This window comes from Aquaspirillum soli, assembly GCF_054781915.1.
Window position 1 is genome coordinate 263,059 of sequence record NZ_BAAGTM010000002.1, and the last position, 16,527, is coordinate 279,585.

The 16,527-nt window shown below is 46.6% G+C and carries 18 protein-coding genes; 7 read left to right on the forward strand and 11 right to left on the reverse strand.

The genetic code is table 11. The features are described 5' to 3' along the window. Positions 1–28: 28 nt before the first annotated feature. The 7 genes from ACYVJG_RS03235 to ACYVJG_RS03265 all read right to left on the reverse strand — a co-directional run bounded on the left by ACYVJG_RS03235 (position 29) and on the right by ACYVJG_RS03265 (position 6,169). Entirely contained in the window at positions 29–607 is a 579-nt protein-coding gene (locus ACYVJG_RS03235) for a CvpA family protein (protein ID WP_460429756.1), read from the reverse strand. 4 nt (positions 608–611) lie between these two features. Continuing rightward, the gene (locus ACYVJG_RS03240) at positions 612–1,463 is read right to left on the reverse strand and encodes an SPOR domain-containing protein (RefSeq protein WP_460429757.1); all 852 of its coding nucleotides are present in this window, start codon (positions 1,461–1,463) and stop codon (positions 612–614) included. A gap of 34 nt (positions 1,464–1,497) precedes the next feature. Beyond that, on the reverse strand, positions 1,498–2,781 hold the full coding sequence (folC, locus tag ACYVJG_RS03245) for a bifunctional tetrahydrofolate synthase/dihydrofolate synthase (protein ID WP_460429758.1): 1,284 nt from the start codon (positions 2,779–2,781) through the stop codon (positions 1,498–1,500). Then, positions 2,778–3,188: a hypothetical protein gene (locus ACYVJG_RS03250; protein ID WP_460429759.1), complete on the reverse strand. Its 411-nt coding sequence runs from the start codon at positions 3,186–3,188 to the stop codon at positions 2,778–2,780. The genes folC and ACYVJG_RS03250 overlap by 4 nt, the downstream gene beginning before the upstream one ends. A gap of 21 nt (positions 3,189–3,209) precedes the next feature. Then, positions 3,210–3,554: a hypothetical protein gene (locus ACYVJG_RS03255; RefSeq protein ID WP_460429760.1), complete on the reverse strand. Its 345-nt coding sequence runs from the start codon at positions 3,552–3,554 to the stop codon at positions 3,210–3,212. Between the two features lie 95 nt (positions 3,555–3,649). Further along, positions 3,650–4,834: a DUF3095 domain-containing protein gene (locus tag ACYVJG_RS03260; protein ID WP_460429761.1), complete on the reverse strand. Its 1,185-nt coding sequence runs from the start codon at positions 4,832–4,834 to the stop codon at positions 3,650–3,652. A gap of 60 nt (positions 4,835–4,894) precedes the next feature. Then, complete coding sequence (locus ACYVJG_RS03265) at positions 4,895–6,169, reverse strand: O-acetylhomoserine aminocarboxypropyltransferase/cysteine synthase family protein (RefSeq protein ID WP_460429762.1); 1,275 nt, start codon at positions 6,167–6,169, stop codon at positions 4,895–4,897. Between the two features lie 224 nt (positions 6,170–6,393). Between ACYVJG_RS03265 and prfB the strand changes: the two genes are divergently transcribed. Continuing rightward, positions 6,394–7,501 (forward strand): peptide chain release factor 2 gene (prfB, locus tag ACYVJG_RS03270; RefSeq protein ID WP_460429763.1). Its coding sequence is split into 2 segments (ribosomal slippage): positions 6,394–6,477 and positions 6,479–7,501, totalling 1,107 coding nucleotides; the frame shifts between segments, so codons are not numbered across the junction. A gap of 37 nt (positions 7,502–7,538) precedes the next feature. Beyond that, entirely contained in the window at positions 7,539–9,047 is a 1,509-nt protein-coding gene (lysS, locus tag ACYVJG_RS03275; RefSeq protein WP_460429764.1) for a lysine--tRNA ligase, read from the forward strand. Positions 9,048–9,100: 53 nt separating this feature from the next. On the opposite strand, the gene ACYVJG_RS03280 is transcribed toward lysS, so the two are convergent. Together ACYVJG_RS03280 and ACYVJG_RS03285 are read right to left on the reverse strand one after the other, a co-directional pair. Beyond that, complete coding sequence (locus ACYVJG_RS03280; RefSeq protein WP_460429765.1) at positions 9,101–9,541, reverse strand: hypothetical protein; 441 nt, start codon at positions 9,539–9,541, stop codon at positions 9,101–9,103. Between the two features lie 138 nt (positions 9,542–9,679). Then, positions 9,680–9,898 (reverse strand): hypothetical protein, encoded by a 219-nt coding sequence (locus ACYVJG_RS03285; RefSeq protein WP_460429766.1) that lies wholly within the window; start codon positions 9,896–9,898, stop codon positions 9,680–9,682. Between the two features lie 402 nt (positions 9,899–10,300). Here ACYVJG_RS03285 and ACYVJG_RS03290 point away from each other — a divergent pair, with 402 nt between their 5' ends. Next, a complete protein-coding gene (locus ACYVJG_RS03290) occupies positions 10,301–11,104 on the forward strand; it encodes a SapC family protein (RefSeq protein WP_460429767.1) in 804 nt (267 codons plus the stop codon). Positions 11,105–11,108: 4 nt separating this feature from the next. Here the strand turns inward: ACYVJG_RS03290 and ACYVJG_RS03295 are convergent, their stop codons facing one another. Beyond that, complete coding sequence (locus ACYVJG_RS03295; protein WP_460429768.1) at positions 11,109–11,783, reverse strand: FecR family protein; 675 nt, start codon at positions 11,781–11,783, stop codon at positions 11,109–11,111. A 134-nt stretch (positions 11,784–11,917) separates the two neighbouring features. Here ACYVJG_RS03295 and ACYVJG_RS03300 point away from each other — a divergent pair, with 134 nt between their 5' ends. From ACYVJG_RS03300 to ACYVJG_RS03315, 4 genes are all read left to right on the forward strand, one after another. Continuing rightward, positions 11,918–12,265, forward strand: a complete 348-nt coding sequence (locus tag ACYVJG_RS03300) for a hypothetical protein (protein WP_460429769.1) — start codon at positions 11,918–11,920, stop codon at positions 12,263–12,265. Beyond that, a complete protein-coding gene (locus ACYVJG_RS03305) occupies positions 12,258–13,940 on the forward strand; it encodes an ATP-binding protein (RefSeq protein WP_460429770.1) in 1,683 nt (560 codons plus the stop codon). The genes ACYVJG_RS03300 and ACYVJG_RS03305 overlap by 8 nt, the downstream gene beginning before the upstream one ends. Further along, entirely contained in the window at positions 13,909–14,286 is a 378-nt protein-coding gene (locus tag ACYVJG_RS03310) for a response regulator (protein ID WP_460429771.1), read from the forward strand. Before ACYVJG_RS03305 ends, ACYVJG_RS03310 begins: the two co-directional genes overlap by 32 nt. 94 nt (positions 14,287–14,380) lie before the next feature. Beyond that, positions 14,381–15,148, forward strand: coding sequence for a response regulator (locus ACYVJG_RS03315; RefSeq protein WP_460429772.1), 768 nt, complete (start codon positions 14,381–14,383; stop codon positions 15,146–15,148). On the opposite strand, the gene ACYVJG_RS03320 is transcribed toward ACYVJG_RS03315, so the two are convergent. Continuing rightward, the gene (locus ACYVJG_RS03320; protein ID WP_460429773.1) at positions 15,137–16,390 is read right to left on the reverse strand and encodes a two-component system response regulator; all 1,254 of its coding nucleotides are present in this window, start codon (positions 16,388–16,390) and stop codon (positions 15,137–15,139) included. The genes ACYVJG_RS03315 and ACYVJG_RS03320 overlap by 12 nt on opposite strands. Between the last annotated feature and the right edge of the window lie 137 nt (positions 16,391–16,527).

Here is a 16,527-nt window from a genome sequence, read left to right on the forward strand (position 1 = left end):
GTTATTCAAGCCTCTGCGCTAAGCGCGTTCAGTTTGTTGCAGGAGAAGGGCGAGGGTTAGGCGATACTGACGGCGCAGGCATCCAAGCCGGCCGTTCAGGAATCACAAAAAAGTAATCTGAAAAGTTGATTTGTTGTGCCAAGACAGCCGGCAACCAGGTTGTGGTATGTTGGGCCAACGTTTCAAATGGCCCCATCAACAACGATTTTTGCCACACTAATTGACGTGGAAAATCGGTTAGACCCGCAAACCATACCAATAGCAGCACAAAAGCACCACCGCGAATGCTGCCAAAAATCAGACCGAGTAGGCGATCAAGCGGACCAAGACCGATTCCTCGCAAGAGTGCCGCCACCAAACGAGAAAAGATATCCAGCACCATTCTGGCCACAACCATCAATGCCACAAAGGTTAAGACTGGCCGTAACAAACTGCCTGGCTCGCCTACCGGCAACCAATCGGCGAGAGCGGGGGTTAAGCTGCGGGCGGCAATAAAAGCAACAATCCACGCAAACAGGGAAAAAACTTCGCGGGTAAACCCCCGCAACAGCCCCAACAAAGCCGAGCCACCAAAAACAGCGATGATAAGATAATCGAGAATATTCATGCTGTTACTGTGGAATAAGTATTCCACTGACTCCAACTTGAGCTGCTTTTGCTAAAGCCGCTTTTGCGTCTTGCTCGTTGTTAAACGGCCCTAAACGAACACGGCTGATTTCACCTTTGCTGGTTTCCACTCGAGAAATTTTTGCCTGTACGCCAACGGATGCCAATTTTGCCCGCAGTTCATCGGCTTTAGCAGCATCAGAGAGTGCGGCTATCTGTACGATATAACTCTTATTCGCGCCAGCTTCAGTGTCGGTCACCTTAGCAGCAGGTTTTTTCTCTGCTGCAGCCTCATCAAAACGACCTTCTAAAATGGCAGCAGGGTCACGCTTGGGTTTTTCGACCGGTTTTTCAACCACTTTTGGTGGTGGTTCAACCACAGGTTTGGGTTTCTCTACTACGGGTGGTTTTTCGACTGGTTTAGGCTTCTCTTCTGTTTTTTTCACCACAGGTTCAACTTTAACCGGCGGTTTTTCAACAGGCTTAGGTTCAGCGACCGGCGCTGGTTTCGGTTCGGGTTTTGGCGGTGGAGCCGAGTTAGGTACCGCAATCGGGCCACTTGGCATCACCAAAGGCGGCGGTGTGACAGGGACTGCGGCGGGTGAAACAGGGGTTGGGACAGCGGCTTCAACCGGCTCGTTAGGTTGTGGCAATTCAGCCGCTGGTGGTGTGGCAGGTGCGACAACGGCCCCCACCACGTCCACTGATTCTGGACGCAAATCGGCATTGGGTGGGGCGTTATCCACCACATTCCATAAAACACCGACAGCGATACCGGTTAATGCAATCGCCCCCACCAAGCGGCGGCGGGCACGTTTGCGTAACGTGATCAAATCAGCTTGATTATCGCGGCTCATGCCCATCCTTCGGCAAACTTAGGAAATGCGTCTGTTATGGCCGGCCCACTTGGACAGCGGCAGCCACAGTGAAGAACGACCCAAAAACCACGATTCTATCATTTTCATCGGCACGCGATAAAGCCAACTGCCAAGCTTCCGCAACCGAAGGTAAACTTTCTACCGCGTTGATACCATGATTTCGCAGTGCCTCGGCAATTTCTGTCACAGGTAGAGCACGCGGATGATCAATGGGTGCGATCAACCAGGTATCAAATTGGTCTTTCAACGGGGCAATGACGCCATCAATGTCTTTGTCTGCCAACACTGAGAAAACAGCATAACGATGTTGTGCAAAACTGAGTTGAGTGAGATTAGTAGCCAACCCTCGGGCGGCATGTGGATTGTGTCCCACATCCCATACGACAACAGGCCGTCCGGGTAGCACTTGAAACCGCCCTGGCCACTCGACTTCGACTAAACCACGCCGAATTGCCCCCATCGACACCGGTAGTTTATCGTGCATCAGTTCTAAGGCAGCGATGACCGCGCTGGCATTATGGATTTGATAGTTACCTCGTAAAGCTGGGACAGGTAGCCCGCCACGGCGATTTTCAGTCGACCAAAACAACCATTGTTGGCCCTCACCACGCTGGCCACCAAAATCACGCCCCAAGACTTTTAGCGGACAGGCTAAAGCGTGGGCATGATCTAACAAAGATTGGGGTGGTTCAGGATCGGCACAGACCACTGGTTTTGCCTGACGAAACACCCCTGCTTTTTCACGACCAATCAGCTCTCGCGTATCGCCTAACCAATCTTGATGATCTAAGTCGATGCTCGAAATAATGGCACAGTCGGCATCAAAAACATTGACCGCATCTAAACGCCCACCGAGCCCAACCTCTAACACCATTACATCCACTTCAGCCTGCATAAAACACGCTACGGCTGCTAAAGTGCCAAATTCAAAATAAGTCAGAGAAATATCGCCTCTGGCTTGCTCCACGGCCGCTAAGCCCGCACAAATTGCCGCCTCCGAGGCTTCTTCCATGTCGATACGGACGCGCTCGTTATAGCGCAATAGATGAGGCGAGGTATAAGTACCGACACGAAACCCTGCCGCCCGCAACATCGTTGATAGCAATGCACAAATCGAGCCCTTACCATTTGTCCCTGCCACAATAAAGACCGGACACGTTGGGTTGAGTTGCATACGCTGTTTGACGTGTTGCACTCGGTCTAAACCCAGCTCAATCGCTTGACCATGCAGCGATTCTAAGTGTGATAACCATGTTGCTAAGGGGGTCTGTTCTGTTAAAAGCGTGGAAGCAGTCAATTTTTTATTACCATCGAGGAAGAAGCAAGGGCGCTATGCCAGCGCAACCAAATACGCAATTGTCGTTGAGCTTCTTGGTGACAACTATCTGGCCAAACCACATACCACCCACCCGACCAGCTCAATATCAACCAAGGAAGCCAAATTCGGGTTTGCGTATCTAATTCAACCGGCAGCCATTTACCTGCCGCTGTTTGCAACAACAAACGCCCCTCCGGTTCCAGCATGAACGCCACAGCAGGCATGTTCTCGCGCCAGCAATAGCCTCCCCAGACCAAAGGCAGGAGAGACCACCACAGCCCATCAAGGGTCAGCGACAACAACAGTGTGCTAAGCCCTATCAGGATTAACAGCGCGTAACGCCGCTGGCGGCTGGGCCGTAAGGGATAATGTCGCTCAGGCCGCATAGCCAACAGGAAGATAAAACGTTAGACCGGTGTATTACTCAGATCTTCGTCTAATGTATCAATTAACATCGAGTGAAATTCGACATCAAACCATTCCCAAAAGGTTTTCAGGGAACGATCGGTCGGCCAAACGGTGTTGTCTTCATACCAGCTCGACAACTCCATCTCGAACACTCGGTCAAAAATCTCATCGATATAGGCAACGCCTTCTTCCGGCTCGTCGTATTCTGGAATCAACAACACCGTGCAATCTGCGCGCAGATTATCTAACGACAAATCAATGTCGTTGTCTGGCATATTATTTAACCAATCGAGAAACGGTTGTTTCGGTTTGATAACAGCAACAGAACGATCAACAAAATACATACAACCCCCATTACACATTCAGTGCAGGCAGATAATTAAGCGCTGATTGTAACAGGAAGCAGGATAAGGGGGGGACGGGTGAAGTTAGAGCGTCATTAACGCAAAGTTTGTTTCATCTGTTGTGCAGCCAAAGCATATCCGCCATCAGCCCCATCAACAAAATGAATGTGTTGTTGTTGCCCCGGTGCATGAACGACGCAGGTCACCAACGCTTGACTAGAAACATGCATCCCAAAGTGCAGCAAACCACACGATTGTTGTTGCTGTAGATAGTGTTCTAAGGCCGCAATTTGTTGTGTAGAGCCATCCAATACCATGCGCAACATGCCATCAAATTTTCGGCAATCGGTATGTTGCACTAATTCTTGCCGGTAACGACTCCACGCCACAGCTTTGGTATCAATGCCACAAGCAAAAATAATTTTTCCAATCGCATTGATCCACCAAATTTTACGACGGTAAGCAGCCATGTTTGCTGTTGTATCAACAGTTGTATCAAAGGTACGCACAGCGGTTTCATACTGCAGTGCCGTTGGTTGTAGGCTCAATTGCATGGCCTCTGGCCGTAGAGGATGCGATTGTTCAGCATCACCAAACAATTCGGCAATTTTGGCAAGCACCTGCTGATAAATCTGGACATGCTGCTTTTCATCATCGGTATTTGCCGCCACCAATAACGCTAATTTCGCCCCACGAAAACTGGGGACAGTCTGCCACCGACACTCAAAACCAGAAAAATCGGCAGTCACAGGCAAAGCCTCGGGAGTGATGGTGTGAACCACTGAGTGTGATTGCTTCACCCATTGTTCAGCCACTTGCCAACCATTGCCCGCAAATACGGCTTGTTGCAAAGCGGTAGATAACTGATATTTACTGATCTGTACCCGATAACCCTGTTCTAACAATACCGCAACCGGCACCGCTCCAGCGCGTAACATCAGACCAAAGCGTTGTTTGGCCATTTGTTGGGTTGCACGAATAGCAGCAACAGCTTGAGGGTACCATGAAGGAGGAATCGCAAAAGTTGCACCATCCCCACCAAATAAATAGGGGAAATCTAATTTATGTTCATGCAAAAGATTCGATAGCGCAGCAATACACGCTACGCCAACCGTATTGACCTCTTTATATGCGCCCCGTTGGATTGCATCCGTTGAATTGACTACATCAGCAATGACAATCCACCAGTCCGCAGGCAAGTCGCGCCAAGCAGACCCAGTCAATACATGGTTGAAATCATCAGAAGTTGGGAGTTGTTGGTAAAACGTTAGGTCTGACATAAACAATGCAAATCCTTCCTCGCTGTGAGATTCAAGCACACAGCGAGGAAGACGCTATGTTTATGCTTGAGGTTCCAATGCCTGTGTGACATCGGCAATCAAATCTTCAATATGTTCAATGCCAATCGATAAGCGCACCATATCAGCAGACACACCGGCCTTTTTCAACTCTTCATCGTTGAGTTGGCGATGGGTGGTAGAAGCCGGATGCGTTGCCAAGCTCTTAGCATCACCAATATTGACCAAACGGGTGATCAGTTGTAAGCGATCCAAGAAAGCAGCCCCCGCTTCACGGCCACCCTTGACACCAAAAGACAAAATACCAGAGGCTTTACCAGACATATAGCGATCAACCAACGCCTTAGACGGGCTACCTTCCAGACCAGCGTATTCCACCCACGCCACTTGTGGATGTTGTAGCAAGAACTTCGCAAGCTGTTGGGTGTTTTCGCAGATACGATCCATCCGCAATGGCAAGGTTTCAATACCTTGCAAAATCATAAAACTGTTAAAGGGTGAAATGGCTGCGCCCATGTTGCGTAACGGCACAACACGCGCACGCGCAATATACGCAGCCGCCCCCAATGCCTCGACATAATTCACACCGTGATAACTGACATCTGGTGTGTTAAGACGAACAAAGCGTTCTTTGTGCTCACCCCAAGGGAACTTACCAGAATCAACGATAATGCCGCCGATAGTCGTACCATGACCGCCCATATATTTGGTTAAAGAATGCACCACAATATCAGCGCCATGTTCAAACGGACGGCACAAATACGGACTCGGCACCGTGTTATCAACAATCAAAGGCAACCCGTTTTGATGTGCCACCTCAGCAAAAGCAGCAAAATCGACCACATTGCCTAATGGGTTACCAATCGACTCACAAAACACTGCCTTGGTTTTTGCGTCAACTAAATCGGCGACTTGTTCTGGTTGGCGATAATCGACAAATCGCACTTCAATCCCTAATTGCGGCAAAGTGTGTGCGAACAGGTTGTAGGTACCACCATAGAGCGTTGAAGTGGCAATAATGTTGTCACCAGCCTCAGCAATGGTTTGAATCGAATACAAAATGGCTGCCATGCCAGAGGCCAACGCCAAAGCACCAATCCCGCCCTCTAAAGCCGCAACGCGCTTTTCCAACACATCGGTAGTGGGGTTCATGATACGAGTGTAGATATTACCCTGTACCTTCAAGTCAAATAAGTCTGCCCCATGTTGTGCGCTATCAAACGCATAACTGGCTGTTTGATACAACGGCACAGCGGCGGCTTTGGTGGTGGGATCGGGAGAATAACCGCCATGCACGGCTAAGGTTTCAATACGCATTGTTCACCTCAATAAAAAGGATTAGGGGCAGAAAAACAAACAGTGTCATTAAAGCTAACCGTTTCAAGGCCAGTTTGCAATAGGCATAAAACGAACAAATCATTACAGCTTCATTCCAAAAAAGCATATTACAGTGCGACATGACACATCTTTTAGTGTAAATACACAGCGCCTAAGGTTATAATTTGCGGTTTTTGAAGCCATTTTTGCATTCAGGATCCACCATGCTCGAAGCCGAAGTTCTCAACCAAATTGATAACCAGCTTGCCGATCTCGCCGCCCGTAACGACGAAATTCGGAGGTATCTTTGACTATCCCACCAAAAAAGAACGGCTAGAAGAAGTCAGCCGCCTCAGTGAAGACCCCACGATTTGGGAAGACCCCAAACGGGCGCAAGAATTGGGTCGTGAAAAAAAACAACTTGAAGATGTCGTCGTTGTGATCGACCGCATCAGCCAAACCCTAGAAGACGGCGGCGAGCTGTTAGAGATGGGAAAGGCAGAAGAAGATACCGATACGATCTTGGCAGTCAAAGCCGATTTAGATGAAATTGAAAATCTGTTGGCTACATTAGAATTCCGCCGGATGTTCTCCGACCCGATGGATCCCAACAACTGCTTCTTAGATATTCAGTCTGGCGCAGGCGGCACCGAAGCCCAAGATTGGGCGCAGATGTTATTGCGGATGTATTTGCGTTATTGTGAGCGCAAAGGTTTTACTGCTGAAGTGATCGAAGAATCTGAAGGTGAAGTGGCTGGCATTAAAAGCGCCACCCTGAAAATCAGCGGTGAATATGCCTACGGTTATCTGCGTACCGAAGTTGGCGTGCATCGTTTAGTGCGTAATAGCCCATTCGACTCCAACAATCGTCGTCAAACATCGTTTGCCAGTGTGTTTGTTTATCCCGAAGTCGATGATTCGATTGAGGTTGAAATCAACCCTGCCGATCTGCGGATTGATACCTATCGTGCCTCGGGTGCCGGTGGTCAGCATATTAACAAAACCGACTCCGCCATCCGTATCACGCACAACCCAACAGGGATTGTTGTGCAATGTCAAAACGACCGCTCACAGCATAAAAACCGTGCTGAGGCGATGTCGATGCTGAAAGCGCGTTTATACGAATTAGAATTACGCAAACGCAATGAACAAAAACAAGCGCTTGAAGACAGCAAAACCGATGTGGGTTGGGGACACCAAATTCGTTCTTACGTGTTTGATCAATCGCGGGTGAAAGATTTACGCACCAACGTAGAAGTCGGTAACGTCAGGGCGGTGATGGACGGCGACTTGGATGGTTTCATTGAAGCGAGCCTGAAACAAGGCGTGTAACCCTTAACGCAATCTCTACTTAAATTACGGATTTTTTATGTCAGCACATACCCCCGCCAGCGAGATCGCTGTTGATGAAAACCAGATTATTGCTGAACGTCGGCAAAAACTGCATGCCTTACGCGAACAAGGCATTGCTTTCCCAAATGATTTCAAACGCGAACATCTGGCCGCAGATTTAGCCGCCCAATACGGCGAAAAGAGCAAGGAAGAATTAGAACAACTCGCCATCACAGTCAGCGTAGCAGGGCGAATGATGTTAAAGCGGGTGATGGGAAAAGCCAGTTTTGCCACGGTGCAAGACGGGTCTGGCCGGATCCAGTTTTATATTAATGATCAAGGCGTGGGTGCTGACGTGCACGCGGCATTCAAACATTGGGACATGGGCGATATTTTGGCTGCTCGTGGTACCTTGTTTAAAACTAATAAAGGCGAGCTGTCGGTCAACGTCAGTGAATTGCGTTTATTGACTAAGTCGTTACGCCCCCTGCCAGAAAAATTCCACGGCCTGACCGACCAAGAACAGAAATATCGTCAGCGCTATGTGGATTTAATCGTCAATGAAGACAGCCGCAAAACCTTCGTTCAACGCTCAAAAATCATCCAAAATGTGCGGGAAACGATGGTAAGCGAAGGCTATTTAGAAGTCGAAACGCCGATGATGCATCCCATCCCCGGCGGTGCGACGGCAAAACCGTTTGTCACCCATCACAATGCTTTAGACATGCCGCTTTATCTGCGGATTGCCCCAGAACTGTATCTGAAACGTTTGGTGGTGGGGGGATTGGAGCGGGTATTTGAAATTAACCGTAACTTCCGCAATGAAGGGATGAGCACTCGCCACAATCCAGAATTCACTATGATGGAATTCTACGAGGCGTATGCAGACTATCAACGGATGATGACCCTCACAGAAACCATCATTCGCCAAGCCGCCCTTGCTGCCTGCGGCACCACCGTGGTGCAGTACAATGGTCGTGAAGTCGATTTAGGCCAACCTTTTGCCCGTTTCACCATTTTAGAAGCCATCCGTCATTACAATCCACAATACACTGATGAACAGCTCAATGATCCAGCATGGTTGAGCAATGAAATCAAACGTTTAGGTGGAAAATTACCACCCGCAACCAGCCTCGGTAGCTTACAGTTAGCGTTGTTTGAAGAAAGTGCAGAAAGCCAACTGTGGCAGCCGACTTTCATTATTGACTACCCAGCCGAAGTGTCACCTTTAGCCCGTGCCAGCGATCAACGTGCCGGTATCACCGAGCGTTTTGAATTGTTTGTTGTCGGACGCGAGTTGGCAAATGGCTATTCAGAGTTGAACGATCCAGAAGACCAAGCCGAACGCTTCTTGAAGCAAGTTGAGCAAAAAGATGCGGGGGATGATGAAGCAATGCACTTTGATGCAGATTACATCCGTGCTTTGGAATATGGCATGGCGCCGACGGGGGGATGTGGTATCGGTATTGACCGTTTGGTGATGTTGTTAACTGATGCACCGTCAATCCGCGATGTGATCTTATTCCCACAAATGCGGCAGGAATAAGCGAGCCCGTCTCCGGGATTATACCCGGAGGCTTCTCTCATACAAAGAGGATGTCAAAAACCTTGTTTTACACGGAAAATATTTTTGCTTGAATAAGCACCCAGCTTTTCTACTGTTAGACCGGAAAGCGGTGGCTGACACCGTTTTCTGTTCACTACAAGAATCTCATTTTCATCAATGAGATTAGGGACAAATAACTTTGCTTCATATGTAACACCTATTTCAGCAGCAACTGAAATAAATAGTTTTGCAAACTTTAAAAGAAATACTTCGCATTGCAATCTTGTCAAATCAGACCACACAAATACGTTCTGTTCAACGCGACGCACATGAACATGTGTTTCAAGGACAGCAGGAGATGATTTTGGACAAGTCACATTCATCGTTCCCCCAACAATCAAGAATATGGCATCCACTAGCTCTTGATCATCAAAATCAGATTGAGCATGTTTTAGCACGAGATGTAGGATGACATTGCCTTTGTGTTTGTTCATGGCGTAACCCCCTGTTTTAACCAGCTCATCATCAGTATTGACTCACCAGAAAAGCGTTTCAAAAACGCCAATGAACAAGATATTACATCCAATAAAAGACAAAAACAACAAAAACAACAAAAAAATCTTAATCTAAAGTTAATTTTTTGAATTTTTGTCATTGACCTGTGTGGCATAAGCGACAACTGACAGCCAAGTCCGCAGATCCTGTGCGGTATGCTCACCGATCCCCGCATCAGGGTAGGTGTAAACATAAGGCTGGATTTCTAACGCAGGTTCGGGGGTATCCGCCTGCTGGCTGATATAAGATGAAAGGGCTTGCGCCAATTCAGGCAATTCAATGATCGCTTCCGACATGTTCTCTCTCCTCTGAGTTGATGGCTTTTGTTATAGCAGCCATTCAATTTGTCATATCGTAAAGCGATTTTGTGACAAAAGAAAGATGTTCGCTTAAAAATCTCGTGAAGTCGCGGCTGTTCGCTGGTCATGGCCACCATTTTTTGTCAGAATCTGCCAACTTCATAGAACCTCCGCAAGGAAACCCCTGACTTGAGTCAGGGGAGGAATTGCGCTATCGTCAGTGCGTCGCCCGTATCCCTCTCGTGGCATGGCGGCAAAGCCGAATAACGGGGGATTGCACAAACTGCCGTTTGTGCAACCGGCCTTGTAAATGTCCGGAATGTGGCGGGTTTTCCTGACCATAAAGCTTCTGTCTTTAGACTGGAGTTGATTTACTATTCATCTACAAGGATACAGACTATGCCGCAGTACCATCCGGTTTCATTTGAACGTCACGGTCATCAACAATGGAAACGCTATTCCAACTACTTATTTGCTGCAGGTGATGCAGTTGCACCCTTGACAGCGCCAGAACTGGCCAAGGCCGTGTTGAGCCTAGCCATTGCCTTAGTGCCTGTGAATGATCGTTTTACTGTCGTCGCCGTACAGGGATTTCAACCTAACCAAAATCTGTTTGTGTTGCCTGATGGTCGTTGGGCAGGTGACTATATCCCTGCTCGCTATCGGGGCCACCCCTTTGCCTTGCTAGACAGTGCCGATGGTCAACAAGTGTTGTGTATTGATGAAGCAGGCGATCATTTAACTACCGAAGGTGGTGAGCGTTTCTTTGATGAACCCGGCAAACCAAGCCAAGTGATCGGTGAATTACTGACATTCCTTGGCCATGTCAAAAGTGCAGATGCCGCCACTCGACAGATGTGTGATGTCCTTCAACAGTATCAACTGATTGTACCGTGGCCCTTGACAGTCAAAACCGCTGAGGGCGATCAAACGGTAGAAGGTCTATTCCGTATTGATGAAGCAGCGTTTAATGCCTTACCAGCAGAAGCCCTGTTTCATATCCGTCAAGCCGGTGCCTTGCCGTTAGTTTATTGCCAGTTGTTATCGATGCAAAACATCGCAAAACTGAGCCAACTTGTCACCCTACATGCACAACTCCAAGCCCAACAACAAGCTGCCACCACACCGGCGGCTATGCTAAGTCAAGGTGCTGAATTGAACCTTGAGTTTTTGAAACAAGGCGACACGCTGCGTTTCGGTTAATTGCTCAGTAATACCCCCCCTCTGAATATAAGTTGATATCAAAAGGCAGGCTGCGATATTGCAGCGCCTCCAACATCAACAACTCATCATCGGTGTGGTTGTATACGCCCCCGGGGACAGGTTCAATTGGCTGCTGTTCTCGGGGATAGATATACACCGGCCGGTCATGATGAAACGACGTATAGCGCATGGCTTGTTGTGGGTTGGCCGTGGGTTGGAGGTGTGTCCAGCCATAACATAAACAAAAATAGGTTCGTTCAGGTTCAACTTCAAAGTAACACCCCGTTCCACGAATACCCATGGTTGCCACAGGGGTATGCAATGTTTTTTCACCGCGCCCAAATACCGCCAAGAGCTTTCCTGTTACCACCCGAAAAAACTGTTGTGCCGATTCACCAAACAACACCTCGGATTGATCACGCTGTAAATACGCTTCTTCACCAATGACATAGACCACATGGGCATGTTTTCCTGTGGTGATACGGTCAGTTCGGCGCACCACATCGCCGACTTTGGCAAGGCGTCCGTTAATCCATACCTCACCTTGTAGCGTACGTATCCCTTGAATAACAGCGGCCTGATTTGCCAAAACAGATTGAATCGCTAATAAAGGAGAAAGTGCTGATACAGCGCCAAGGCCAGCCAGTTTTCTTAATGATTTTCTTTTTTTAATATCCATTTTCGATATAAATTTAATGACTGAGTGAATAAATCATTCGCTATTTTGCCCAACACTAGGGAACATCCGAGTGGGTTTTTCAGTAAAACTACTCTACTCTTGAGGCTAGCAGCGTATGATAAGGGCAAAATTCTATGACAAGCTACCGTTACTTCAACCCTGAGCGCGCCCTTGCTCCTTTACGGGGTGATAAACAAGGCTTTCGACTGTTAGCGCAAGCGTACGCACAAGAATTACCCCTGCATATCGCGCAACTACAACAACACAAGCGACCTGCCCTACGGCAACTTTTACATCAGCTGTCAGCGACTTTTGGCATTTTTCAATGCCAAATTGGCCAAGATCTTGTGCAGACACTCAGACAGCGTCTGTCAGCATCTGAGGACTTTCCCTTTGAAGAATGTCAACAATTAGAAAAAACAATGAATTATCTTAACGAAGAGCTCACCGAGTATGTAAAAACAGGAGAGACCGATGTTTAAACGGCTCTTATCCTCCCATCACCTCACCACGATTCTACCGGTTTTTCTACTATGTGTTTTATTAGGATTGTGGTTGGGGATTGATGCACTCATCAAACACGATAAAAAAATCAGCCTTGCACACCAACAAGAAATTGATCGTAATTTAGTTCGGGCCTTGGAGGAGCATATCGACAGTGTGATTCGTGAAGTCGATCAAACCACCCGCTTTCTTAAATTTCGTTATGAACAAACTCCAGAACAGGTTGATATTGTCTCTTTTCTTGAACAAGAGGTCATTATCAACCGCTATTTCACCCAAATTGGCATTATTGATGAGCATGGCTTTTTAACCATGACCAATAAACGCGATTTTAAACGGGTCGATCTGCGAGATCGCGAGCATTTTTTAGTTCATAAACAGGCGCAGGATCGAGGGCTATTCATCAGCAAACCCATTTTAGGTCGTTCTTCTGGTAAGTGGTCGATTCAATTTACCCGCCGTATCAATAAGGCTAATGGCGATTTTGGTGGGGTGGTGGTGGTTTCTGTCGATCCCTTTTATTTTACACAACTTTATCAAGACGTTCATACCAGCCATAATGGGGTAATTTTATTAGTTGGGCTAGATGGGATTATTCGCACGGCTAAAAGTGGCGATTTTTTAAAAATGGGAGAAAACATTTCACATCACCCTTGGTTCCAGCTATTAAAAAACCAACACAACCAATTCGTTCAAAAACAATTTACCGGCTATGGCAACCACACATGGCAACTTTCCGCCACGACATTAGACAAGTTTCCTATTTCTGTGGTGTTGATGCACAAAGACAGCTCTATTTTACAAGAACATGAAGAAAGACAAGAATATCTTATTTTATTAGGTGGCTTTAGTTCATTGTTTTTATTATTGTTTGGTGGCTATATTTTATGGCAAGCACACCGCTTACAACGAAGCCAAGCAGCGGCAGAATCTGCAAATAAAATGAAGTCTGAATTTCTTGCCCACATGTCGCATGAATTACGCACACCTCTTAATGGCATTTTAGGTGCAGCCGAATTGATACAAGAAAGTGAGCAAGTTGAAGAATGCCGCGAGTTGGCCGTGATGATCTATAGCAGCGGTAAACAATTACATCAGCACGTTGATATGGTGTTAGATCTCGCCCGATTGGAAGCAGGCAAAATGACCTTGCAAACCAAACCGTGCCAACTGGCTACCATCTTGCAACAAGCTTGCAACCAACATCAACATTTTGCCCGCCAAAAAAATCTCGCCCTCGAATGTGTCTGGGACAGTGAACTATTGGGATCAGCCGAGGTCGATCCAGTTCGCTTGGGTGAAATCATCAGTAATTTGCTACATAACGCAATTAAATACACGCCACAAGGCAAGGTCACGGTTGAAGCCACCCGACAGCCTCATCATGTCACCATTAAAGTGACTGATACTGGCATTGGCATCCATGAAGAAGATTTACCCTATATCTTTGATAAGTTTCGCCAAGTTGAACGGTTTGTGACGCGCTCTCAGGGCGGTTCTGGCTTGGGTTTAGCGTTAGTACGTGAATTAAGTTGTCTGATGGGTGGTAACATTCAAGTGCAATCCACTCCCAATCAAGGGAGCTGCTTTATTCTTGAACTGCCATTGAAGGATGCCCAGCATGACAAAAAACGCATCGATTCTAATTGTTGATGACGAAGAAATTAACCGTCGTGTGGCAACGCTTTTTTTAGAACGGGCAGGCTATGCTGCACGAGCGGTGAAAGATGCAGCCGAGGCATGGGCAATTTTGCAACAACAAGATTTTGATCTTGTGTTGTTAGACATCAGTATGCCAGGGGAAAGCGGCATCAGCTTATGCCAACGCATTCGCCGAGACTACCGAGGGAAACAGCCGGCGGTGATTGCTTATACCGCTCATGCGATGGCGATTGAACAGGACGAAATCCGACAGGCCGGTTTTGATGCTATTGCTACAAAACCGGTATCCAAACAAGATTTATTGCAGCAAATAGCTGACACTCTACAAAACCGTTAAATGCAAAAAATTTGACAAAGCGCATTCTTTTTTCATCCTGCCACCCGTAAAATCAATCAAACATTTAAATTTTTCCAACCATAAGGAAACGATCGTGCCTGTTCCTGAGCATAGCCGTGTGCTGATTGTTGAAGATTCATTGATTGATGAAGTTTTGCTGCGTTGTTGGCTAGAACAATCGGGGGCACACCTATCTATGGCGGGCAATTTAGCAGAGGCCCAACAGTTGATTGCAGCTGGTGAGCCCTTTAGTCATGCCATGCTGGATATTCAGTTGCCCGACGGTTTGGGCTCTAGTTTGGTTAGCACGCTGCGTGAAACGGGGTGTCAATGCATTATTGCGATGACGTCTTTTGATGAGACGACGATTCACGAACTGGCCGGCTGTGGCTTTGATTATGTGTTAGACAAACCCATCGATTATCAACAACTGCTGCGTGCCCTACAGCCTCACGAGCAAAACCACAACAGCGGCTTATTAGGTCTGTTTGAAGAAGATCATGTCGAAGAATTTAATTTAGCCGCTGCTCTCGAACGGTTTGGTGGTGAACACAGCTTGTATCAACATATTGTGCAACTGTTTTTACAACAGTGGCCGCAGCACAAAGAAGCGATGCTTTTGCACATTACCGAACCGGCTCAACTTGTCAAAACAGTACAAACCGTGATTGGTTTAATCAGTCAAGTCGGCTTTACTGCGGTGGTTAAAAATGAGCTACATCAGTTAGAAACCAAAGCGGCATTATGGTCAATTGCGGCACGTTTTCACCATGTTTGTCATATTAGCAATCGGATTGAAAATTATCTTCCCTTATTGCGTGAACAAGTTAGTAGGTCCCAGAAAAAATCTTCATTCGCTTAAATCTGCTAAGACAACACTGCCTTTGGTTTGTCTTTTTGCTTGGTACATGGCCTTATCTGCGAGGGTTAATAATTCTATGATAGTGCGGCCATGTTGCGGCATCAAAGCAATCCCAATACTGGCGCTCATCTGACGAGTATATCCATTCAGTACCATCTCTTCTTTAATCGCTTCAAGTAGGCGTTCGGCAATTTTTACCGCATTTTCTGCTGTATCCACGTCATAACACAATATCACAAATTCATCCCCACCAATTCGCGCTACAAAATCATCTGCTGGTAGATGATTACGCAAACGTTGGGCAATAATTTTTAATGCAGCATCACCACAATCGTGACCTAATTCATCATTGATCGGTTTAAAACCATCTAAATCAATAAACAGAATGGCATGTGTTTTTTGATGTTTTGCGACAGAACGTAAAACCAATTCCAATGTTTCATTTAAATAAACTCGGTTGGGTAAGCCAGTTAAACTATCATGCATGGCTAAAAACTCAACTCGCTGGCGGCCAATTTCTTCTTCAGAAATATCACTGACTAAACCGATAAAGAATGTCTCATGGTTGCGGCGAATTTCGGTAACCGATAGACGCATAGCAAATACTTCACCATTTTTGCGTAAACCCTGCACTTTACGACCAACACCAATGATATGCGTGACACGCTCTTTTTGATAACGCTCAAGATAGCTGTCGTGTTGTTCTGAGTGAGGTTTTGGCATCAAACACTTGATATTTTCACCTATAATTTCACGGTGATGATAGCCAAAAATTCGCTCGGCAGCGCGATTAAAACTCTTAATTAAACCTTTTTGATCAATGGTAATAATGCCTTCAAAAACATTATCCAAAATATTAAATAAACTCTCCTGCATCATCACCACCCGCCGCATCGCATTTAAGCGTGCCAGCAACAGGCGCAAATTAACGGGTTTAATTACATAGTCATCAGCGCCAGCATCAAATCCGTTTAAGATATCCTCTTGTTCATTTAACCCTGTCATCATCACAATCGGTACCCAGTGATCTTTTGATAATGCGCGAATGGTTTTTGTGGCTTCAATCCCATTCATTACCGGCATCATGACATCCATTAAAATCAGGTCGGGCATCTCTTGCAAATAGCTGTCAACCGCTTGCTGACCATTCTCGACATGTTTAACGGTATAACCACACTTATTCAGATATAAAATGACGGGTAAGGCGGCTATCTGGCAATCATCAGCGAAGAGAATTTTCATAAAAACACCAAAAAATTTGTTTTATTACCAAATAACGTTTATTTTTACGTTATTGATATAGTTACTTCGCTTTCATTACAGCACAGATTTTGCCGATTGCGAAAGATGCTAGAAAAAAGCCCAGATTTTATCGATCT